The sequence below is a fragment of the Enterobacter sp. BIDMC 26 genome (assembly GCF_000534435.1).
Classification (GTDB): Bacteria; Pseudomonadota; Gammaproteobacteria; order Enterobacterales; family Enterobacteriaceae; genus Enterobacter; species Enterobacter ludwigii.
In genome coordinates this window covers 4,825,305-4,848,398 of the sequence record NZ_KI973182.1, presented here as the reverse complement: position 1 = coordinate 4,848,398, position 23,094 = coordinate 4,825,305, and the positions used below count along the sequence as shown (strand labels likewise).

The 23,094-nt window shown below is 56.3% G+C and carries 17 protein-coding genes and 1 riboswitch; of the genes, 12 read left to right on the top strand and 5 right to left on the bottom strand.

Going from position 1 to position 23,094, the window contains the following annotated elements:
• The first annotated feature begins 7 nt into the window (after positions 1-7).
• Entirely contained in the window at positions 8-613 is a 606-nt protein-coding gene (leuD, locus tag L462_RS00885; protein ID WP_032679620.1) for a 3-isopropylmalate dehydratase small subunit, read from the top strand.
• A 201-nt stretch (positions 614-814) separates the two neighbouring features.
• Here the strand turns inward: leuD and L462_RS00890 are convergent, their stop codons facing one another.
• Positions 815-1,993 (bottom strand): sugar efflux transporter, encoded by a 1,179-nt coding sequence (locus L462_RS00890; protein ID WP_032679619.1) that lies wholly within the window; start codon positions 1,991-1,993, stop codon positions 815-817.
• 119 nt (positions 1,994-2,112) lie between these two features.
• Entirely contained in the window at positions 2,113-2,265 is a 153-nt protein-coding gene (gene sgrT / locus L462_RS00895) for a glucose uptake inhibitor SgrT (protein ID WP_014168612.1), read from the bottom strand.
• Positions 2,266-2,353: 88 nt separating this feature from the next.
• Here sgrT and sgrR point away from each other — a divergent pair, with 88 nt between their 5' ends.
• The 4 genes from sgrR to thiQ all read left to right on the top strand — a co-directional run bounded on the left by sgrR (position 2,354) and on the right by thiQ (position 7,432).
• Positions 2,354-4,009, top strand: coding sequence for an HTH-type transcriptional regulator SgrR (sgrR, locus tag L462_RS00900; RefSeq protein ID WP_014168611.1), 1,656 nt, complete (start codon positions 2,354-2,356; stop codon positions 4,007-4,009).
• Positions 4,010-4,045: 36 nt separating this feature from the next.
• Positions 4,046-4,146, top strand: a riboswitch (TPP riboswitch).
• Between the two features lie 31 nt (positions 4,147-4,177).
• Positions 4,178-5,161 (top strand): thiamine ABC transporter substrate binding subunit, encoded by a 984-nt coding sequence (gene thiB, locus L462_RS00905; protein WP_032679618.1) that lies wholly within the window; start codon positions 4,178-4,180, stop codon positions 5,159-5,161.
• On the top strand, positions 5,137-6,747 hold the full coding sequence (gene thiP / locus L462_RS00910) for a thiamine/thiamine pyrophosphate ABC transporter permease ThiP (protein ID WP_032679617.1): 1,611 nt from the start codon (positions 5,137-5,139) through the stop codon (positions 6,745-6,747). Before thiB ends, thiP begins: the two co-directional genes overlap by 25 nt.
• Positions 6,731-7,432, top strand: a complete 702-nt coding sequence (gene thiQ / locus L462_RS00915; protein WP_032679616.1) for a thiamine ABC transporter ATP-binding protein ThiQ — start codon at positions 6,731-6,733, stop codon at positions 7,430-7,432. Before thiP ends, thiQ begins: the two co-directional genes overlap by 17 nt.
• 27 nt (positions 7,433-7,459) lie before the next feature.
• Here the strand turns inward: thiQ and L462_RS00920 are convergent, their stop codons facing one another.
• Together L462_RS00920 and araC are read right to left on the bottom strand one after the other, a co-directional pair.
• Positions 7,460-8,227 (bottom strand): DedA family protein, encoded by a 768-nt coding sequence (locus tag L462_RS00920; RefSeq protein ID WP_014168607.1) that lies wholly within the window; start codon positions 8,225-8,227, stop codon positions 7,460-7,462.
• 128 nt (positions 8,228-8,355) lie between these two features.
• Positions 8,356-9,201 (bottom strand): arabinose operon transcriptional regulator AraC, encoded by an 846-nt coding sequence (araC, locus tag L462_RS00925; RefSeq protein WP_025205437.1) that lies wholly within the window; start codon positions 9,199-9,201, stop codon positions 8,356-8,358.
• Positions 9,202-9,537: 336 nt separating this feature from the next.
• Between araC and araB the strand changes: the two genes are divergently transcribed.
• The 6 genes from araB (at position 9,538) to rluA (ending at position 19,647) form a co-directional block, all read left to right on the top strand.
• The gene (gene araB / locus L462_RS00930) at positions 9,538-11,247 is read left to right on the top strand and encodes a ribulokinase (protein WP_025205438.1); all 1,710 of its coding nucleotides are present in this window, start codon (positions 9,538-9,540) and stop codon (positions 11,245-11,247) included.
• Positions 11,248-11,257: 10 nt separating this feature from the next.
• On the top strand, positions 11,258-12,760 hold the full coding sequence (gene araA / locus L462_RS00935) for an L-arabinose isomerase (RefSeq protein WP_014168604.1): 1,503 nt from the start codon (positions 11,258-11,260) through the stop codon (positions 12,758-12,760).
• A 52-nt stretch (positions 12,761-12,812) separates the two neighbouring features.
• Positions 12,813-13,508: an L-ribulose-5-phosphate 4-epimerase gene (gene araD, locus L462_RS00940; RefSeq protein WP_032679615.1), complete on the top strand. Its 696-nt coding sequence runs from the start codon at positions 12,813-12,815 to the stop codon at positions 13,506-13,508.
• A 74-nt stretch (positions 13,509-13,582) separates the two neighbouring features.
• Positions 13,583-15,940: a DNA polymerase II gene (polB, locus tag L462_RS00945; protein ID WP_032679614.1), complete on the top strand. Its 2,358-nt coding sequence runs from the start codon at positions 13,583-13,585 to the stop codon at positions 15,938-15,940.
• 128 nt (positions 15,941-16,068) lie between these two features.
• A complete protein-coding gene (gene rapA, locus L462_RS00950) occupies positions 16,069-18,975 on the top strand; it encodes an RNA polymerase-associated protein RapA (RefSeq protein WP_032679613.1) in 2,907 nt (968 codons plus the stop codon).
• Between the two features lie 12 nt (positions 18,976-18,987).
• On the top strand, positions 18,988-19,647 hold the full coding sequence (gene rluA, locus L462_RS00955; RefSeq protein WP_014168600.1) for a bifunctional tRNA pseudouridine(32) synthase/23S rRNA pseudouridine(746) synthase RluA: 660 nt from the start codon (positions 18,988-18,990) through the stop codon (positions 19,645-19,647).
• A 30-nt stretch (positions 19,648-19,677) separates the two neighbouring features.
• Here the strand turns inward: rluA and djlA are convergent, their stop codons facing one another.
• Positions 19,678-20,493 (bottom strand): co-chaperone DjlA, encoded by an 816-nt coding sequence (gene djlA / locus L462_RS00960; RefSeq protein ID WP_014168599.1) that lies wholly within the window; start codon positions 20,491-20,493, stop codon positions 19,678-19,680.
• A gap of 239 nt (positions 20,494-20,732) precedes the next feature.
• Between djlA and lptD the strand changes: the two genes are divergently transcribed.
• Positions 20,733-23,084, top strand: a complete 2,352-nt coding sequence (lptD, locus tag L462_RS00965) for an LPS assembly protein LptD (protein WP_032679612.1) — start codon at positions 20,733-20,735, stop codon at positions 23,082-23,084.
• Positions 23,085-23,094: the final 10 nt, after the last annotated feature.

The following is a 23,094-nucleotide window of genomic DNA, read 5'->3' as shown; positions in this document are numbered from 1 at the left end:
GACAATCATGGCAGAGAAATTTACCCAACATACGGGCCGGGTTGTCCCACTGGACGCCGCTAACGTCGACACTGACGCCATCATTCCAAAGCAGTTTTTGCAGAAGGTGACCCGTACCGGGTTTGGCGCGCATCTGTTTAACGACTGGCGCTTCCTGGACGACAAAGGCGAAGTGCCCAATCCCGAGTTCGTGCTGAACTTCCCGGAATTTAAAGGCGCATCGATTCTGCTGGCGCGTGAAAACTTTGGCTGCGGCTCTTCCCGTGAACATGCACCCTGGGCGCTCACCGACTACGGGTTCAAAGTGGTTATCGCCCCAAGCTTTGCCGATATCTTCTACGGCAACAGCTTCAATAACCAGCTGCTGCCGGTGACGCTGAGCGATGCGCAGGTGGACGAATTGTTCACCCTGGTGAAGGCAAATCCTGGGATTTCGTTTGAAGTGGATCTGGAAGCGGAAGTGGTGAAAGCGGGTGATAAATCCTACAGCTTCAGCATTGACGCCTTTCGTCGTCACTGCATGCTGAATGGCCTGGACAGTATTGGCCTGACGCTGCAGCACGAAGATGCCATCTCCGCCTATGAGCAAAAACAGCCTGCGTTTATGGGGTAGGCTGCGTACCATCCCGGTGAAGATCAACATCGTCCAACAAAATGGTGCAGTACACCATCAGTGTTAATTGATGTGGGCCTCATCACTGTTTGCCTCTTGCGTCAGCCTGAGGCAAACAGCCTCGGCTCCCGCCACGCACTTTATGCGCCTTCTCAGACCCTGTCAGAAAATCGTTTTATTGCGTGAAGCCGCCTTTCAGAATCACACATCTTTTACCCGGCAGGTTAGCACCAGCGTCACCACGGAAATGGCCGCAATCATCCAGTACACTGACGCGTGGCCGTAGGTTTGCGACAACGCCCCCTGAATCACCCCTGCCAGAATAACGCCCGTTGAAATGCTGTTGGTAAAGAGCGTAGTGGCAGAGCCTGCCCGTCCCGGCATTAAGTCCTGGAACCAGAGCATCCCAATCCCGGCCACGATGCCAATAAACACGGCGTTAAACAGCTGCAGTGCAAGCAGTGCTTCGCGCGAATGGAAGACGATCAGCCCCAGATAAAAAAGCACTCCTGCCGCCACGGCGACGATCATCATGCGGCGCTTTCCAAAACGCTTAACGTAATAACCCGCCAGGATCATCGCCGGAATTTCCAGGCCGGCAGCCGTCCCCATCAGGATCCCCGCAAGCTTGTCCGGCAACCCCAGATCGCTGCTGATCCACAGCGGCATATCAATGATGTACATGGTGTTGCAGGTCCACATCAGCATGGACGCGATAAACAGCATGCGGACGTTTTTATCCTGCCAGCCGCTCACCTGGGTGATGGGTTTATCCGTCGTCAGCTCCACTCGCGCCACTGAGGGTAGCGCAAAGGCAATCAGTATCAGGCTGATGACAAAAATGCCGGCAGCGATGGAAAACATGGTGGTAAAGCCATAGTTCAGCGCCAGCATAAACGCCAGCGGCGGGCCGATCACCCAGGCCAGAGAGAGCTGCGCACGCATGACCGAGCTGAACATCACCACTTCCCGCGCCGAGTTATCCGCGTATTCACGGGCCAGCGCGAACAGCTGCGGCATGGCGGTATTGGCGAGCGACGCCAGAAGCACGCCGCAGGTAATCAGCGTCAGGTAATGGCGATTGAAGGCAAACAGCAGCGCGTTACCCACGGCCATGGCGCAGCAAAAGAGGATCAGTTTGCGACGATCGCCCCGATTGTCCGATCGTTTTGCCAGTGCCAGACTGACCAGGATCCCGGCGATGGCGTTCACGGTATAAAACAGCCCCACCCAAAACGGCTGCGCCCCCACCTCACGGCTGAGAAACAGACTCAGCGTCGGAGCCTGCAATGCCCCCGCCACGCCCATCATAAAGGCCACCAGCATAAAAGCGGCATACACGCCGTTCAGGCGTCGCCCCATCGTCATCAACCAGAGCATGCGCAAGTCCTTGTGAAAGCGAATCGAAAGTGGGTGAATAGTAAACGAAAAAAGCCAGCAAAAACATTTTGCTGGCGGGTGATAAGCACCAATACTCAGTCACACATGATCGAGGCGAGTTAGCAAGAAGAGGTCGGTTTTGTAACGTCCCACTGCATCAGATCTTCCAGGATTTTCAACCGTTGCTCTGCACACTGGCGGGCCAGCCAGGACGCTCCCTGCGTCGCTGAAAAATAACGCTGATAAAACTGACGTGCGGTAGACCTCTTCATAATTTACCTCCTCACTTCATCGGGAAGAATTATTGGCCTAATATAGGGATTAATAAATTGCTGGTTTTTTGTCAGGAGTTCCCCTTTTATGCCCTCTGGTCGTCTGCAACAACAATTTATCCGCCTCTGGCAATGCTGCGAGGGGCGATCGCAGGAGACCACGCTGAACGAGCTGGCGGACCTGCTCAGCTGTTCGCGCCGGCACATGCGCACGCTGCTTAATACCATGCAGCAGCAGGGCTGGCTCAACTGGGAGGCCGAGGCGGGTCGCGGAAAACGCTCGCGCCTGACCTTCCTGTATACCGGGCTGGCGTTGCAGCAGCAGCGGGCGGAAGACCTGCTGGAACAGGACCGCATCGACCAGCTGGTGCAGCTGGTGGGGGACAAAGCGGCAGTACGCCAGATGCTGGTGTCGCATCTCGGGCGCAGCTTTCGTCAGGGTCGCCACATTCTGCGGGTGCTCTACTATCGACCGATGAAAAACCTGTTACCCGGCACGGCGTTACGCCGCTCTGAAACCCATATGGCCCGACAAATATTCAGCGGCCTGACGCGCATAAATGAGGAAAATGGGGAACTGGAAGCGGATATTGCGCACCACTGGCAGCAACTTTCTCCTCTTCACTGGCGCTTTTTTCTACGTCCTGGTATTCATTTCCACCACGGCCGCGAGCTGGAGATGGTCGATGTGATTGCCTCTTTAGAGCGCGCCTGCACGCTACCGCTCTATTCCCATATTTCACGCGTTCACTCCCCTACGGCATGGACACTGGATGTTGAACTGTCTCAGCCGGACAAATGGCTTCCGTGGCTGCTGGGCTATGTGCCGTCGATGATTTTGCCCGGTGAATGGGAGTCGATGAATAATTTTGCCAGCCTGCCGATTGGCACCGGCCCCTACTCTGTATCGCGCAATAACAACAACCAGCTGAAAATCCGCGCTTTTGATGACTATTTTGGCTACCGGGCGCTGATCGACGAAGTGAACGTGTGGGTATTACCGGATCTCAACGAAGAGCTGAGCGCCGGGCTGACGCTGGAAGGGCCCACCACGGGCGAAAAGGCCGTGGAGAGCCGGCTCGAAGAAGGGTGCTACTACCTGCTGTTCGACAGCCGTACCCATCGCGGGGCAAACCATGAGGTGCGCAAATGGATAAGCCACGTGTTGTCGCCCTCCAGCCTGATTTATCATGCGGAGGAGCAGTACCAGACCTACTGGTTCCCGGCGTATGGTCTGCTTCCTCGCTGGCATCACGCCCGCCCGACATACTGCGACAAGCCCGCCGGGCTGGAGTCCATCACCCTGACCTACTATCGCGAGCACGTTGAACACCGCTTTATCGCCAGAATCATGACCCGACTGCTGGCCGCCGTTGGGGTGAGGCTGGATGTCAAAGAGGTGGATTACGATGAATGGCATCAGGGGGAGATCGTCAGCGACATCTGGCTCAACAGCGCCAACTTTACCCTGCCGCTTGATTTCTCGCTCTTCTCTCACCTGTATGAGGTCCCGCTTATCCAGCACTGCATAGACCGGGACTGGCAGCAGGACGCGGCCCGCTGGCGCGCCGGCGACATGAATCTGGCCTCATGGTGCCAGCAGTTGCTGGCTGAACAAGCGATCGTGCCGTTGATCCATCACTGGCTGATGATCCAGGGGCAGCGTAGTATGCGCGGTGTCAGAATGAATACGCTGGGCTGGTTTGATTTTAAATCCGCCTGGTTTTCCCCGCCGGAGCCATAACACTTTCGTAATATTTGCCAAATCATTACAATAGCGCCGTTCTCAACGGGGTGCTGCATCACTGATGTGCGCTGAGATAATACCCGTCGAACCTGATCCGGATAACGCCGGCGAAGGGATTTGAGGCTGTCACTCAAAATCCTTTGCCACTCAACCTTGAGGTGCAAAGTGTTAAAAAAAGTTCTCCCCCTTCTGGCGCTGTTTGCGCTGCCTGCCGTCGCGAAGCCCGTCCTGACGGTCTACACCTACGACTCCTTCTCAGCCGACTGGGGTCCGGGTCCGGTGGTGAAAAAAGCCTTTGAAGCTGACTGTCAGTGCGAACTGAAGTTCGTGGCGCTAGAAGATGGCGTCTCTCTGCTTAACCGCCTGCGCATGGAAGGCAAAAACAGTAAAGCCGATGTGGTGCTTGGGCTGGATAACAACCTGCTGGAGGCCGCCTCGAAAACCAAACTGTTTGCCAAAAGCGGCGTCGCCACCGATGCCGTCAGCGTCCCGGGCGGCTGGCAGAACGACACCTTTGTGCCGTTCGATTACGGTTACTTCGCGTTTGTTTACGACAAAAACAAGCTTAAAAACCCGCCGAAAAGCCTGAAGGAACTGGTCGAAAGCGAGCAGAAATGGCGCGTTATTTATGAAGATCCTCGCACCAGTACGCCAGGCCTGGGGCTGCTGCTGTGGATGCAGAAAGTCTACGGCGATGACGCTCCGCAAGCGTGGCAGAAGCTGGCCGCCAAAACCGTCACCGTGACAAAAGGCTGGAGCGAAGCCTACGGTCTGTTCCTGAAAGGGGAAAGTGATCTGGTTCTGAGCTACACCACCTCCCCGGCTTACCACATCATCGCCGAGAAAAAAGACAATTACGCCGCCGCCAGTTTTGCTGAAGGGCACTATCTGCAGGTCGAAGTGGCAGCCCGCACGGCATCCAGCAAACAGCCCGAACTGGCCGAGAAGTTCCTGAAATTTATGGTCTCCCCGGCATTCCAGAACGCTATTCCAGCGGGTAACTGGATGTACCCCGTGACCAGCGTGGCGTTGCCAGCGGGCTTTGAGAAACTGACCAAACCGCAAACCTCGCTGGAGTTTACGCCTCAGCAGGTTGCCGCGCAGCGAGCAGCATGGGTAAGTGAATGGCAACGCGCCGTCAGCCGTTAATTCCCGGCTGGTTAATTCCTGGGCTGCTCGCCGCCGTATTGATGGTGGCGGTCAGTCTGGGCGCATTCCTTGCCTTGTGGTTTAACGCGCCAGAGAGCGACCTGTTCGCGCTCTGGCACGACAGTTATCTCTGGCACGTTATCCGTTTCTCTTTCTGGCAGGCCTTTCTCTCTGCGCTGCTGTCGGTTATCCCCGCCATTTTCCTGGCACGCGCGCTTTATCGCCGCCGTTTCCCCGGCAGGCAGGCCCTGCTGCGCCTGTGCGCCATGACGCTGATCCTGCCGGTCCTGGTGGCCGTGTTTGGCATCCTGAGCGTCTATGGCCGTCAGGGGTGGCTGGCTTCACTTTTCAGCCTGCTGGGTCTGGAGTGGCGCTTCTCGCCCTACGGACTGAAGGGCATTCTGCTGGCGCACGTCTTTTTCAATATGCCGATGGCGACCAGACTCTTTCTACAGGCACTGGAAAACATCCCCGGTGAACAGCGCCAGCTTGCCGCCCAGTTGGGCATGCGCGGCGTATCCTTCTTCCGCCTGGTCGAATGGCCGTGGCTGCGTCGTCAGATCCCGCCGGTTGCGGCTCTGATCTTTATGCTCTGTTTCGCCAGTTTTGCCACCGTGCTTTCACTCGGCGGCGGCCCGCAGGCCACCACCATCGAACTGGCAATTTACCAGGCGCTCAGTTACGACTATGACCCCGGCCGCGCCGCGCTGCTGGCGATGGTGCAGATGGTTTGCTGCCTGTGCCTTGTGCTGCTGAGCCAGCGTCTGAGCAAAGCCATCCCGCCGGGCAGTAATCAGATAACCGGCTGGCGCGACCCGCAGGACAGCATGCATAGCCGAATTGCTGACCTGCTGCTTATCACGCTGGCGCTGCTGCTTCTGCTTCCGCCACTGATGGCCGTCATCGTCGATGGCCTGAACCTGAATCTCGTTACCGTGTTGCAGCAGCCCGTTCTCTGGCAGGCAACGTGGACCTCGTTACGGATCGCGCTGGCCGCCGGGCTGCTGTGTGTCATGCTGACCATGATGCTTTTATGGAGCAGCCGCGAGCTTTACGCGCGTCAGGCCCGTAAAGCCGGGCATGCCCTGGAGCTGACAGGCATGCTGATCCTGGCGATGCCCGGCATTGTACTGGCGACGGGGTTCTTTTTACTGTTCAACAGCACTATTGGCCTGCCGGAAAACGCCGACGGCATCGTGATTTTCACCAATGCCCTGATGGCGATCCCCTACGCGCTGAAGGTGCTGGAAAATCCGATGCGAGACATCAACAGCCGCTACGCGCTGCTGTGCCAGTCGCTCGGTCTGCAGGGCTGGCAGCGGCTAAAGATTATCGAACTGCGTGCGCTGAAACGCCCGCTGGCCCAGGCCCTGGCCTTCGCCTGTGTGCTCTCAATTGGTGATTTTGGTGTCGTGGCGCTCTTCGGTAATGAAGATTTCCGCACCCTCCCGTACTGGCTGTACCAGCAAATTGGCTCCTATCGTAGCCAGGAGGGAGCCGTCACGGCGCTGCTGTTACTGGTGCTCTGCTTTGCCTTATTTACCGTTATCGAAAAACTTCCGGGGCGTAATGTTAAAACTGACTGATGTAACCTGGCTCTACCAGCATCTGCCAATGCGCTTCTCCCTTTCGGTTCGTCAGGGAGAGATGATTGCGGTTCTGGGTCCGAGCGGGGCCGGAAAGAGTACTTTGCTCAATCTGATTGCCGGTTTTCTGCAACCGGCCAGCGGGTCGATAGTGATTGAAAACAGCGACCATACGCGCACGCCACCCGCCCGACGTCCGGTGTCGATGCTGTTCCAGGAAAATAATCTGTTCATGCATCTGACGGTGCGGCAAAACATCGCCCTGGGTATGGATCCTGGCCTGAAACTCAACGACGGTCAGCGCCAGAAGCTGGAGCTGATTGCCGCTCAGATGGGCATTACCGCGTTTATTGACCGCCTCCCCGAAGCCCTCTCCGGCGGGCAGCGTCAGCGGGTGGCGCTGGCGCGCTGCCTGGTGCGCGAGCAGCCCATACTGCTTCTGGATGAGCCCTTCTCTGCACTCGATCCTGCCTTGCGCCAGGAGATGCTTATCCTGGTGCAGGACGTGTGCCAGCGTCAGCAACTGACAATGCTGATGGTTTCACACAGCATCGAGGATGCCGCGCGGATTGCGCCACGATCGGTGGTCATTGCAGAAGGGAGAATTGCCTGGGATGGCGGCACAGAGGAACTGCTCAGTGGTCACGCAGGGGCGTCTTCATTGTTGGGCATCAGTGCGGGCTGACCCTCTCCCACGGGAGAGGGAAACAGATTAACGGCTCACCACCTTCAAGAGAATTTCACCGTACACCGGCATCAGCGGGTGGCGAATCAGGGCGACCAGCGCCACCACGGCAACCCCCAGCATTAACGGCGCGAGCCACAACAGGCGCGAGCGTGGCAGATAACGCGTCAGGCGATCAACATTCGCTTTCGCGCTGCGCCACAGTCGCCAGCACAGCCAGGCAGCGATCCACAACAGCAGGGCCGTAGCCAGCAACAACCACTTAAACTCGCCACTTTGCATTCCGTCAGGAATATCAACGGTGGCCCCTGCCAGGATCCCCGGCAGAAAGTAGAACGGCGGCCAGAAAACACAGCCGATGATGTTCGGCACCACGAATTTCGCAACAGGCAGATCCAGCATCCCCGCGACCATCGGCACCAGCGGACGCGTTGGTCCAACAAAGCGACCCACGAGGATCGTGAACATGCTGTGCTGATGCAGCGCGTGTTCGGTTTTATCCAGCAAGGCTTTGTTCTTTTTCATGAACGACCAGCGGTGCAGCGGTTTCTTAAAGCGCCAGCCCAGCCAGAAGGAGATCCAGTCGCCGAGCAAACAGCCGATAATCCCCGCCATCCACGCCTGCCAGAAATTCACTTCACCGCTGCCAATCAACGCGCCCAGCCCCGCCATCATCACCGTGCCGGGGAGGATCAACCCAACAAGTGCAAGCGATTCCAGAAACGCCACCAGCGCAACGGCGATAAGCGAATACATAACGGACTGGGTGATAAAATGTTCCAGCAATGCCTGCATAACTATTCCGGTCAGAAAACGAATCAGGGATTCTGCTTAGCGCCCTGCACCGCGTCAAGACAACAATTGTCTGAATAGTTTACAGGTTGCTTCCACAGTTCACCTGCTTGTTTATCTTTTTTTACCGTTTATTCACATCCTGCCCGGAATTCACTGGGGCTGGCACCGGTGCATTTTTTAAATACCCGGGAGAAATAGAGCTGGTCTTCAAAGCCCACATTGCGCCCCACGGTGGCAATGGGCATGCGGGTGGTGCTGAGCAGGAGCTTCGCCTGGCTGATACGCTGGTCCTCACGCCAGCTCAGGACGCTAACGCCCAGCTGCTGACGGAACAGATGTGACAGCCGCGACGGTGAGAGACACACATGCTGGGCGACGCTGGCGATATCGAACTGGCTGTCGGCCAGATGGTCGCTGATGTACTGGCAGGCGTCGCGCACGCGGTTGTCCAGCGGAGGATTAAGTGACGCGTTTATCGCCTCCATCCGGCGCAACAGCACTTGTTCAAGCAGGTTAATCGCCAGCAGTTCGGCATACCGGCCACCCGCCTGCCCCGCTTCAATAATTTGGGCAAAGAGTTCGCGGAACTGAGCCAGATGAACCTCGTCGGGGCGATAAAAACCGGTGTGCGCAAAAATAGCCGGCCACGAGAGCCACTCCTGCCAGTAGGCGCGCGGGCGGAAGTAGACCCACTGGTGATACCACTCTTTGGCCTCCGGGTGACGCCCGTAGTGGTGGATCTCTCCCGGCGGAAACAGCAGCATATCGCCCGGACGGCAGACAAACTGCTGATCGTTATTTTTGATAATCCCTTCCCCACGCACCGTCAGGTTCAGAATATATCCTTTCATCCCGAGCGGTCGGTCGACGTAAAAATCGAGATATCCCTCAGCCTCGATAGGGGTCAGCCCCGCCACCAGGTGAGCATTAAACGAGTAGCCCGGTAATAAGGGATCGTTTTGCGTTTCGGCCATAGATTCAGTTCTCCCAAGGGTCCTGAAGGAAACCAATTGTCCATATCGATAAAAGCAGTATAAAAATGGCCCGCGAAAAGATCCAAAAAGCATCACGCCTCTTTTACGTCCGCCATGTTTCAGCCTTTCCCCCTGATTTTTCCGCCCACGGGGGCAGATCAGCAGTAACAAAAGTGTCTATAAGTGCGGCAGAAATGTCCACATTGATTATTTGCACGGCGTCACACTTTCTATTGCAACAGCAATTTAGTCCATAAGATTAGCGGATCCTGCCTGACGATTTTCGCCTCCAGTCTCTAATGTTCTCTCATACCTGTTTTTTGATGGAGCAACACCATGGCAATTGCGATTGGCCTCGATTTTGGCAGCGACTCGGTTCGCGCTCTGGCAGTGGACTGTACAAGCGGCCAGGAAATAGCAACCAGCGTTGAGTGGTACCCGCGCTGGCAAGAGGGGCGCTACTGCGATGCGCCAAATAACCAGTTCCGTCACCATCCACGTGACTACATTGAGTCGATGGAAGCGGCAATCAAAACCGTACTGACTGAACTGACCGACGCCCAGCGGGCAGAAATCGTCGGGATTGGTGTCGACAGTACCGGCTCAACGCCTGCCCCTGTGGATGCCGAAGGCCATGTTCTGGCGCTGCGTCCGGAGTTTGCTGATAACCCGAACGCCATGTTCGTGCTGTGGAAAGATCACACCGCCGTTGAAGAGGCCGAAGCCATTACCCGCTTGTGTCACCAGCCCGGTAAAACGGACTACTCGCGCTACATCGGCGGTATTTACTCCAGTGAATGGTTCTGGGCCAAGATCCTCCACGTAACCCGCGCGGACGCATCCGTTGCGCAGGCCGCGGTATCCTGGATTGAACTGTGCGACTGGGTACCAGCCCTGCTCTCCGGTACCACGCGTCCGCAGGATATCCGCCGCGGACGCTGCAGCGCCGGACACAAATCCCTGTGGCATGAAAGCTGGGGTGGCCTGCCACCGGCGGCGTTCTTCGATGAACTCGATCCCGTCATCAACACGAGTCTGCAATACCCGCTGTTTACCGACACCTTCACCGCCGATATTCCGGTGGGTACGCTTTGTGAAGAGTGGGCGACGCGCCTGGGTCTGCCGCAAAACGTGGCCATCTCCGGCGGGGCGTTTGACTGCCACATGGGTGCGGTGGGCGCTGGCGCCCAGCCAAACACGCTGGTGAAGGTAATCGGCACCTCCACCTGCGACATTCTTACCGCGGATAAAGCCAGCGTAGGCGATCGGGCGGTAAAAGGCATCTGCGGCCAGGTTGACGGTAGTGTCGTACCGGAGTTTATCGGTCTGGAAGCGGGTCAGTCCGCCTTTGGCGATATCTACGCCTGGTTTGGCCGCGTGCTGGGCTGGCCGCTGGATCAGCTGGCGGCGGCACATCCTGAGCTGAAGACCCAGATTGCCGAAAGTAAAAAACAGCTTTTGCCGCAGCTCACCGCCGCGTGGGCAAAGAATCCTTCTCTCGATCACCTGCCGGTAGTGCTCGACTGGTTCAACGGTCGCCGTACGCCATTTGCCAACCAGCGCCTGAAAGGGGTGATCACCGATCTTAACCTCGCCACCGACGCGCCAGCGCTGTTTGGCGGCCTGATTGCCGCAACTGCCTTTGGGGCGCGCGCCATTATGGAGTGCTTCACCGAGCAGGGCATCGACGTCAACAACGTGATGGCACTGGGCGGCATCGCCCGTAAAAACCCGGTAATCATGCAGGCCTGTTGTGACGTGCTGAACCGTCCGCTGCAGATTGTCGCCTCCGATCAGTGCTGTGCCCTCGGGGCAGCGATCTTCGCGGCCGTTGCGGCAGGCGTTCATGCCGATATCCCGACCGCGCAGCAGCACATGGCGAGCGCTGTCGAAAATACCCTCCAGCCGCGTGCTCAGCAGGCGCAGCGTTTTGAACAGCTTTATCAGCGCTATCAGCAATGGGCAAAAAGCGCCGAACTTCACTATCTCCCTGTCGCCGCCCCGGCCAAACACACCGCGGACACTACGGCAACCCTGACACATTAAGGACACAATAATGACCATTTTTAATAATTATGAAGTGTGGTTTGTCATTGGCAGCCAACATCTGTACGGGCCGGAAGCGCTGCAACAGGTGACGAAACATGCTGAGCACGTGGTCAACGCGCTCAATGCAGAGGCTAAACTGCCGTGCAAACTGGTGCTCAAACCGCTCGGCACGACCCCGGATGAGATCACGAACATCTGCCGCGACGCGAACTACGACGATAAATGCGCCGGCATGGTAGTGTGGCTGCACACCTTCTCACCGGCCAAAATGTGGATCAACGGTCTGGCCATCCTCAATAAACCACTGATGCAGTTCCATACCCAGTTCAACGCGTCCCTGCCGTGGGACAGCATTGATATGGACTTTATGAACCTGAACCAGACCGCGCACGGCGGCCGCGAGTTCGGCTTTATCGGCGCACGTATGCGCCAGCAGCATGCGGTCGTTACCGGCCACTGGCAGGATCAGCATGCGCAAAAACGTATCGGCTCCTGGATGCGCCAGGCGGTGTCCCGACAAGATACTCGTCACCTGAAAGTGGTGCGTTTCGGCGACAACATGCGTGAAGTGGCGGTCACCGACGGCGATAAAGTTGCCGCACAGATTAAATTTGGTTTCTCGGTGAATACCTGGGCCGTGGGCGACCTGGTGCAGGTGGTGAATGAAATCAGCGATGGCGATGTAAGCGCGCTGGTCGACGAATACGAAAGCAGCTACCGTCTGACCCCTGCGGCACAAATTCACGGTGACAAACGCCAGAACGTGCTGGATGCAGCACGTATCGAACTGGGCATGAAACGCTTCCTGGAACAGGGTGGCTTCCATGCCTTTACCACCACTTTTGAAGACCTCCACGGCCTGAAACAACTGCCCGGCCTGGCGGTACAACGTCTGATGCAGCAGGGCTACGGCTTTGCCGGCGAAGGCGACTGGAAAACTGCCGCTCTGCTTCGCATTATGAAAGTGATGTCAACCGGTCTGCAGGGCGGCACCTCCTTTATGGAGGACTACACCTACCACTTCGAAAACGGCAACGACCTGGTACTGGGCTCGCATATGCTGGAAGTGTGTCCTTCCATTGCCGTTGAAGAGAAACCGATCCTCGACGTGCAGTACCTTGGCATTGGCGGAAAAGCCGACCCGGCACGTCTGATCTTCAACACCCGTACCGGCCCTGCCATCAACGCCAGCCTGATTGACCTGGGCGACCGTTTCCGCCTGCTGGTGAACTGTGTGGATGCGGTTGAAACCCCGCATTCTCTGCCAAAACTGCCGGTCGCCAACGCCCTGTGGAAAGCGCAGCCTGACCTGCCAACCGCCTCGGAAGCCTGGATCCTGGCCGGTGGCGCGCACCACACCGTCTTCAGCCATGCGCTGGATCTGAACGACATGCGTCAGTTCGCCGAACTGCACGACATCGAACTGACCGTCATTGATAACGATACCCGCCTGCCCGCGTTCAAAGACGCGCTGCGCTGGAATGAAGTCTATTACGGTTCAAAACGTTAACAGGGGAACCTTTGGCCTGCCGCAGGGCGGGCCTCTTTTCCTGGAGGATTGCATGTTAGAAGATCTCAAACGTCAGGTACTTGAAGCCAACCTGGCGCTGCCCAAACACAATCTGGTGACACTGACCTGGGGCAACGTCAGCGCCGTTGACCGCGAGCACGGCGTCTTCGTGATAAAGCCGTCAGGGGTGGATTACACGGTAATGACCGCAGAAGATATGGTTGTCGTCAGCATCGCCACGGGCGAAGTGGTGGAAGGAAAGAAAAAACCCTCCTCCGACACGCCAACGCATCGCCTGCTCTACCAGGCCTTCCCGACCATTGGCGGTATTGTGCATACCCATTCGCGTCATGCGACCATCTGGGCGCAGGCCGGCCAGTCCATTCCGGCTACCGGAACCACGCACGCAGACTACTTTTACGGCACCATTCCCTGCACCCGTTTGATGACTGATGAAGAGATCAACGGCGAGTATGAGTGGGAAACCGGCAACGTTATCGTCGAAACGTTTGAAAAACAGGGTATCGACGCTGCGCAAATGCCCGGCGTGCTGGTGCACTCCCATGGACCTTTTGCCTGGGGCAAAAACGCCGAAGATGCGGTACATAACGCGATTGTGCTGGAAGAGGTCGCGTATATGGGCATCTTCTGCCGCCAGCTGGCACCGCAGCTTCCGGATATGCAGCCAACCCTGCTGGATAAACACTACCTGCGTAAACATGGCGCAAAAGCCTATTACGGGCAGTAAACTGTATATATACCCAGCATAAAATATTCAACCAGGCTATAATCAAGCCTGGTTTTGTTTTATGGGATAGCGGCGTGGCGCAGGCGCAAGAAGGTTTTTTACTTACCCGACACTGGCGGGATACTCCTCAGGGCACCGAGGTGGCATTCTGGCTGGCGACGGACAACGGCCCGCTGCACGTGACCCTGCCGCCGCAGGAGTCCGTGGCTTTTATCCCGAACGATCATGTTGAGAAAGTAAAGCAACTGCTGCGCGGTGAAAATGGCTGGCGCCTGACGCCGCTTGAACTGAAAGATTTCCACCGTCAGCCCGTACATGGCCTCTACTGCCGCGCCCATCGCCAGCTGATGCGTTATGAAAAACTGCTGCGCGACGCTGGCGTGACGCTGTACGAAGCCGATATCCGCCCGCCAGAACGTTTTCTGATGGAGCGGTTTATTACCGCCCCCGTCTGGGTCGACGGCACCGCGCAAAACGGCAGCCTTATTAACGCCCGTCTCAAACCCAACCCTACCTACCGGCCGCCGTTGAAATGGGTCTCGCTGGATATCGAAACCACTCGCCACGGTGAGCTGTACTGTATCGGCCTTGAAGGCTGCGGGGATCGGGTTGTTTATATGCTTGGCCCCCCGAATGGCAACGCGTCCGCGCTGGATTTCCGGCTGGAGTATGTCAACAGCCGGCCACAGCTTCTGGAAAAGCTAAACCAGTGGTTTGCCGATCGCGATCCCGATGTGTTGATCGGCTGGAACGTGGTGCAGTTCGATCTGCGCGTGCTGCAAAAACATGCTGAACGTTACCGCATCCCCCTGATGCTGGGGCGCGGAAACAGCGAGCTGGAATGGCGCGAGCACGGTTTTAAAAACGGTGTGTTTTTCGCGCAGGCCAATGGCCGCCTGATTATCGATGGCATTGAGGCGCTCAAATCTGCCTTCTGGAATTTTTCCTCTTTCTCTCTGGAAGCAGTGGCGCAGGAGCTGCTCGGCGAAGGGAAATCCATCGACAATCCGTGGGACAGGATGGATGAAATCGACCGGCGTTTTAACGAAGACAAACCGGCGCTCGCCACCTACAACCTGAAAGATTGTGAACTGGTGACGCAGATTTTCCATAAAACGGAGATCATGCCCTTCCTGCTCGAGCGCGCGACGGTGAACGGCCTCGCCGCTGACCGGCACGGTGGCTCCGTGGCCGCCTTTAGCCACCTCTATTTCCCGCGTATGCACCGGGCGGGCTATGTCGCCCCCAACCTCGGTGATGTGCCGCCGCAGGCAAGCCCGGGGGGTTACGTGATGGATTCCCGGCCCGGGTTGTATGACTCCGTGCTGGTGCTGGACTACAAAAGCCTCTATCCGTCCATTATTCGCACCTTCCTGATCGATCCCGTCGGGCTGGTGGAAGGGATGGCGCAGCCTGACGATTTGCACAGCACAGAAGGTTTTCTTGGGGCCCGCTTCTCACGGGAAAAGCACTGTCTGCCGGAAATTGTGGGAAACATCTGGCACGGTCGCGACGAGGCTAAGCGTCATGGCAACAAGCCCCTTTCTCAGGCGCTGAAAATTATCATGAACGCGTTTTACGGGGTTCTGGGGACCAGCGCCTGCCGCTTCTTCGACCCACGACTGGCGTCATCTATCACCATGCGCGGGCACGACATCATGCGCCAGACCAAAGCGTTGATTGAATCCCAGGGTTATGACGTTATTTATGGCGATACGGATTCCACCTTTGTCTGGCTTAAGGGCGCGCATTCAGAAGAGGATGCCGCGCGAATCGGCAAATCACTGGTGACTTTTGTGAACGCCTGGTGGCAGGAAAGTTTGCAAAAAGAGCGGTTAAGCAGCGCGTTAGAACTGGAGTTTGAAACCCATTTCAGCCGCTTTTTAATGCCCACCATTCGCGGTACCGACCAGGGCAGTAAGAAGCGCTACGCCGGTCTTATTCAGGAAGGTGACAAGCAGCGAATGGTCTTTAAAGGGCTGGAAACCGTGCGCACCGACTGGACGCCGCTGGCACAGCAGTTTCAGCAAACGCTTTATCTGCGTATCTTTCGCAACGAGCCTTATCAGGACTACGTGCGTGAAACAATTGCCAGCCTAATGGCCGGTGAACTCGACGCCCAGCTGGTGTACCGCAAGCGCCTGCGCCGCCCACTGGCGGAATACCAGCGCAACGTTCCGCCGCACGTCCGCGCCGCGCGCCTGGCGGATGAGGAGAACGTGCGCCGGGGACGTGCCCCGCAGTATCAGAACCGGGGAACCATCAAATACCTCTGGACCACCAGCGGCCCGGAACCCGTGGATTACCAGCACTCGCCTCTGGATTACGAGCACTATCTTACACGTCAGCTTCAGCCGGTCGCGGACGGAATTTTGCCCTTCATCGACGACGACTTTGCTACACTAGTGACAGGGCAACTTGGCCTATTTTGACACGTGACGAAATGGCTGCCATCCAGTACCATAGCGCCCTTTCCATTCCCGGACCCATTTTTCAATGACTGTCTTTTTTGACGGTGGTTGAACTATTGCCTGCAATTTACGATTAGAGCCGAACAAATATGCCTTTTACACTTGGTCAACGCTGGATCAGCGATACAGAAAGCGAACTTGGATTAGGAACCGTGGTTGCCGTGGATGCACGAATGGTTACCCTCCTTTTCCCTGCTACCGGTGAAAACCGCCTGTACGCCCGCAATGATTCCCCTGTGACCCGCGTGATGTTCAACCCGGGTGACACCGTGACCAGCCACGACGGCTGGCAGCTAAAGGTCGAAGACGTAAAAGAAGAGAATGGACTGCTCGCCTACATCGGGACTCGCCTGGACACCGACGAGGCCAATGTCATCCTGCGTGAGGTGCTGCTCGACAGCAAACTGGTATTCAGTAAGCCGCAGGATCGCCTGTTTGCCGGGCAAATCGACCGTATGGATCGCTTCTCCCTGCGCTATCGTGCGCGCAAGTTCCAGAGTGAACAGTACCGTATGCCGTGGAGCGGCCTGCGCGGTCAGCGTACCAGCCTTATCCCCCACCAGCTGAACATCGCCCATGACGTGGGCCGCCGTCACGCACCTCGCGTACTGCTGGCAGATGAAGTGGGCCTGGGGAAAACCATTGAAGCGGGCATGATCCTGCATCAACAGCTGCTTTCCGGCGCAGCCGAGCGCGTGCTGATTGTGGTACCCGAAACCCTGCAGCACCAATGGCTGGTCGAGATGCTGCGCCGCTTTAACCTGCGTTTCGCTCTGTTTGATGACGAGCGCTATGCAGAAGCCCAGCACGATGCGGACAACCCGTTTGAAACGGAACAGCTGGTGATCTGCTCTCTGGATTTCGTACGCCGCAGCAAGCAACGTCTTGAGCATCTGTGCGACGCCGAATGGGACCTGATGGTGGTCGATGAAGCGCACCATCTGGTCTGGAGCGAAGATGCACCAAGCCGGGAATACATGGCTATCGAACAGCTTGCCGAGCGCGTACCAGGCGTCCTGCTGCTGACCGCAACGCCGGAGCAGTTAGGTCTGGAGAGCCACTTCGCCCGTTTGCGCCTGCTCGATCCAAACCGCTTCCATGACTTTGAGCAGTTCGTTGAAGAGCAGAATAACTACCGTCCGGTCGCCGATGCCGTTGCCCTGCTGCTGGCGGGTAAACATCTCTCGAATGACGAGCTCAACACCCTGAGCGATCTGATTGGCGAGCAGGATATTGAGCCTCTGCTGCAGGCGGCCAACAGCGACAGTGACAACGCGGATTCCGCGCGTAAAGAACTGATCGATATGCTGATGGATCGCCACGGCACCAGCCGCGTCCTGTTCCGTAACACCCGTAACGGGGTGAAAGGTTTCCCGAAACGCGAATTGCATACCATCAAATTGCCACTGCCGACGCAGTACCAGACGGCCATTAAAGTTTCCGGCATTATGGGCGCGCGCAAAACTGCTGAAGAGCGTGCACGCGACATGCTCTACCCGGAACAGATTTACCAGGAATTTGAAGGCGATACCGGCACCTGGTGGAACTTCGACCCGCGTGTTGAGTGGCTGATGGGCTATTTGACCGCGCACCGTTCTCAGAAAGTGCTGGTGATCTGCGCCAAAGCAGCCACCGCGCTGCAGCTGGAGCAGGTCCTGCGCGAACGCGAAGGTATTCGCGCCGCCGTGTTCCACGAAGGGATGTCCATCGTCGAGCGTGACCGTGCCGCGGCATGGTTTGCAGAAGAGGACAGCGGTGCCCAGGTTCTGCTGTGCTCTGAAATCGGGTCTGAAGGCCGTAACTTCCAGTTTGCCAGCAACCTGGTGATGTTCGATTTGCCGTTCAACCCGGATCTGCTGGAACAGCGTATCGGCCGTCTGGATCGTATTGGACAGGCGCATGATATTCAGATCCACGTTCCTTACCTGGAAAAAACCGCCCAGTCCGTTCTGGTGCGTTGGTTCCACGAAGGTCTGGATGCGTTTGAGCATACCTGTCCGACCGGCCGCCCGATTTACGATCAGGTGCACGCCGATCTGATCGGCTATCTGGCCGCACCAGAGAACACCGACGGGTTTGATGAACTGATCAAAGCCTGCCGTGATAAGCATGAAGCGCTGAAATCACAGCTGGAACAGGGCCGTGACCGCCTGCTGGAGATCCACTCCAACGGCGGTGAAAAAGCCCAGGCGCTCGCTGAAAGCATTGAAGAGCAGGATGATGACACCAGCCTGATCAGCTTCTCCATGAACCTGTTCGACATCGTTGGCATAAACCAGGACGATCGTGGCGAGAATTTGATTGTCCTGACCCCGTCCGACCATATGCTGGTCCCGGATTTCCCTGGCCTGCCGGAAGATGGATGCACCATCACCTTTGAACGTGATGTGGCACTGTCGCGCGAAGATGCGCAGTTCATCACCTGGGAGCACCCGCTGATCCGCAACGGTCTGGATTTGATCCTCTCAGGCGATACCGGCAGCAGCACCATCTCGTTGTTGAAAAACAAAGCGCTGCCAGTGGGTACCCTGTTGCTGGAACTGATTTACGTTGTCGAAGCGCAGGCGCCGAAACAGCTGCAGCTCAACCGCTTCCTGCCGTCAACGCCTGTGCGTCTGCTGCTGGACAAAAACGGCACGAACCTCGCCGCTCAGGTTGAATTCGAGAGCTTTAACCGCCAGCTGAGTGCGGTGAACCGCCATACCGGCAGTAAGCTGGTCAACGCGGTACAGCAGGATGTGCACACTATTCTACAGCTGGGTGAAACGCAGATCGAAAAAGCGGCCCGGGCGCTGATTGATGCCGCACGTCAAGAAGCCGACGACAAACTGTCCGCGGAACTCTCCCGTCTGGAAGCGTTGAAAGCGGTAAACCCAAACATCCGCGATGACGAACTGGCGGCGATCGAGAGCAACCGTCAGCAGGTGCTGGAAAGCCTTAATCAGGCAGGCTGGCGTCTGGATGCCCTGCGTCTTATCGTTGTGACGCATCAGTAAACGGAGCGCAAGATGGTGATGGAGCCTTACAATCCACCTCAGGATCCCTGGCTGGTGGTGCTTTATCAGGATGAGCACATTATGGTGGTCAACAAGCCCAGCGGCTTGTTGTCCGTGCCAGGGCGTCTGGATGAGCACAAAGACAGTGTGATGACGCGTATTCAGCGTGATTATCCTCAGGCGGAGTCTGTCCATCGTCTGGACATGGCCACCAGCGGTGTGATTGTAGTGGCGCTGAATAAAGCGGCGGAACGCGAGCTGAAACGCCAGTTCCGCGATCGCGAGCCGAAAAAGCAGTATGTCGCACGTGTCTGGGGGCATCCTCAGCCGGCGGAAGGGCTGGTGGATTTACCGCTGATCTGCGACTGGCCGAACCGACCAAAACAAAAGGTCTGTTACGAAACCGGCAAAGCAGCACAAACCGAGTATGAAGTGCTGGAGTACGCGCCAGATAACACTGCGCGTGTGCTGCTTAAGCCGATTACCGGGCGCTCGCACCAGCTGCGTGTCCATATGCTTGCGCTGGGGCACCCGATTCTGGGGGACAGATTTTACGCGCCGCCCGATGCACTGGCGCTGGCGCCACGCCTGCAGCTGCATGCGCAGACGCTCACCATCACCCATCCGGTTTTTGGCAATGCAATGACGTTTAAAGCCCCAGTCGACTTCTGAAAAAAAGGCCCGACAGTGTCGGGCCTTTTTTTATTTGAAACTTTTCTTCTCTTTAATCAACTCGTACGCTTTCTGAATTTCCTGCGCTTTTTGCTTCGCCATCTCCATCATCTCCGGCGGTAAGCCTTTCGCGACCAGTTTGTCCGGGTGGTGCTCACTCATCAGCTTACGATAGGCACGCTTGATGGTGGTTACATCGTCCGATGGCTTCACCCCCAGCACGTTACAGGCATCCTCCAGCGTCGGACCCCGCTGCGCCTGCTGCCAGGCACCGCCAGAGGACTGCTGGTGATAGCCGCCGCCAAACTGCGCACCGCCCTGCATCATGCGCAGGAACTGGTCGAACTGCATACGGGAGATGCCCAGTTCTTCCGCAATAACATATAAAACATCGCGTTCATTCGGATGAAGTGAACCATCGGCAAACGCCGCCTGGATTTGGATCTCCAGAAACATCCGAATTAAATCAAAACGGCCGAAGCAGATGCTGCGGAACTGACGCATTTTATCGCGTAGCGGATAGTTATCCGCTTTGCCGATGCGAAACGCATTTTGTGCCGCGAGACGGGAGTCACCATGCAGATTCATGCGGTCCATAAAGACGCTGGCTATCTGAATATCGGCTTCCGTCACACGCCCTTTTGATTTGGTTAAGTGCCCCATCACCTCAAACGTGGTGGAGAAAAAGAGGGACTGGCGCTCACGCTGATTGGCAAACCAGGCCATTTTGCGGCTGCGAGCCTTATCAAACATATGGCCGATAATAAGCCCCAGTACGATCCCCCAGAACCCGGCACCCATGATGATGGCGAACGCAACGCCGATTATTTTACCCCAATACTGCATATACTCCCCGGTTAGTCATGTTCCTGGCCGACGCAACGTCATCATCACAGTGTTCAAGCCACGGTCAATTGAAGGACATCGCCTATAATTTGCTTTATCATACTCGTCATTCGATAGCGAGCCTAACACTCTGGCGCGCAAACGGGCAGGATTAACGCTGGTACTGCGCTGATGAGTAAGATAGTCTCTGAGCGTTTGTAAGCCGTAGCCACTGATGACGGAACAATAAAATACAACGTATGAAAAAACGTATCCCCACCCTCCTGGCCACAATGATTGGCACCGCCCTGTACAGCCAACAGGGACTGGCGGCCGATCTCGCCTCGCAGTGTATGCTTGGCGTCCCAAGTTATAATCGTCCACTGGTAAAGGGCGATACGAATAGCTTGCCGGTAACCATTACTGCCGATAGCTCTAAAGGCACATATCCTGACAATGCGACATTTACTGGCAATGTGGATATTAACCAGGGCAACAGCCGTCTGCAGGCAGATGAAGTGCAATTACACCAGAAGCAGCCGGAAGGTGCGGCCGAGCCGGTACGAACGGTGGATGCGTTGGGTAATGTGCACTATGACGACAATCAGGTCATCCTGAAAGGTCCGAAAGCCTGGTCAAACCTGAATACCAAAGACACTAACGTCTGGGAAGGTGATTACCAGATGGTAGGTCGCCAGGGGCGCGGTGATGCAGACCTGATGAAACAGCGCGGTGAAAACCGCTATACGATTCTCGAAAACGGCTCTTTCACGTCCTGTCTGCCCGGGTCTAATACCTGGAGCGTGGTCGGAAGTGAAGTCATCCATGACCGTGAAGAGCAGGTTGCCGAGATCTGGAACGCCCGCTTCAAGCTCGGTCCGGTGCCTGTTTTCTACAGCCCTTATCTGCAGCTTCCTGTGGGTGACAAACGCCGCTCAGGTTTCCTGATCCCGAATGCCAAATACAGCACCACGAACTACTTTGAGTTCTATCTGCCGTATTACTGGAACATCGCGCCCAACATGGACGCCACGATCACGCCGCACTATATCCATAAGCGCGGCAACGTTATGTGGGAAAACGAGTTCCGCTACCTGACGCAGGCGGGCGCTGGCCTGATGGAACTGGATTATCTGCCGTCGGATAAAGTCTTCCAGGATGAACATCCAACAGAAGGTGATAAACACCGCTGGTTGTTCTACTGGCAACATGCCGGGGTAATGGACCAGGTCTGGCGGTTTAACGTTAACTACACCAAGGTTAGTGACCCATACTATTTTAACGATTTCTCGTCAAAATACGGTTCGAGTACCGATGGCTATGCCACGCAGATCTTCAGTGTGGGCTATGCGCTACAAAACTTTGATGCAACGGTCTCGACCAAGCAGTTCCAGGTTTTCTCTAACCAAACGGCAAGTACGTACGGTGCAGAACCGCAGCTGGACGTTAACTGGTATCAGAATGATGTAGGTCCATTCGACACCCGAATTTATGGTCAGGCGGTCCACTTCGTTAACACTAATTCGAATATGCCAGAAGCGACACGTGTCCATCTGGAGCCAACCATCAATTTGCCATGGTCTAACGACTGGGCAAGTTTGAATACTGAAGCCAAGCTGATGGCGACACACTATCAGCAAAAAAATATTGATGATTATAATTCCAGTAACAATAAGCATCTTGAGGAATCAGTAAATCGTACGCTTCCACAGTTCAAAATGGACGGCAAACTGATCTTCGAACGCGATATGGGTCTTCTGGCGGAGGGTTATACCCAGACGCTTGAGCCACGTATGCAGTATCTGTACGTGCCGTATCGCGATCAAAGCAACATTCAGAACTATGACTCCTCATTCCTGCAGTCTGACTACAGCGGCCTGTTCCGCGACCGTACCTACGGTGGCCTCGACCGTATTGCGTCAGCAAACCAGTTAACGACCGGCGTCACAACACGCGTTTATGATGATGCCGCCGTTGAACGTTTTAACGTTTCTGTTGGTCAAATCTACTATTTCACCGAGTCCCGGACCGGTGATGACAACATTAACTGGGAGAAAGACAACAAAACGGGTTCTCTGGTGTGGGCGGGTGATACCTACTGGCGTATGACCGATCGCTGGGGTTTACGCGGGGGTGTGCAGTACGATACGCGTCTCAACAATGTTGCAACAAGCAGTGCGGCGATTGAATACCGTCGTGATGAAGACCGTATGCTGCAGTTGACCTATCGTTACGCCAGCCCTGAATATATTCAGGCCACGTTGCCAGACTATGCAACCGCGGAACAGTACAAAGACGGCATCTCGCAGGTGGGTGGCGCAGCGAGCTGGCCAATCGCCGATCGCTGGTCAATCGTCGGTGCTTACTACTTTGACACCAACACCAGTAAACCTGCTGACCAGATGGTTGGTCTGCAATATAACTCCTGCTGCTACGCGCTGCGTGTCGGTTACGAACGTAAGCTTAACGGCTGGAATACTGAGAATAATCAGAGCAAATACGATAACGTGATTGGCTTTAATGTCGAACTGCGCGGCCTGAGCTCCAACTACGGCCTGGGCACGCAGCAGATGCTGCGCTCGAACATTCTGCCGTACCGCAGTTCCTTGTAATGTGCTTAAT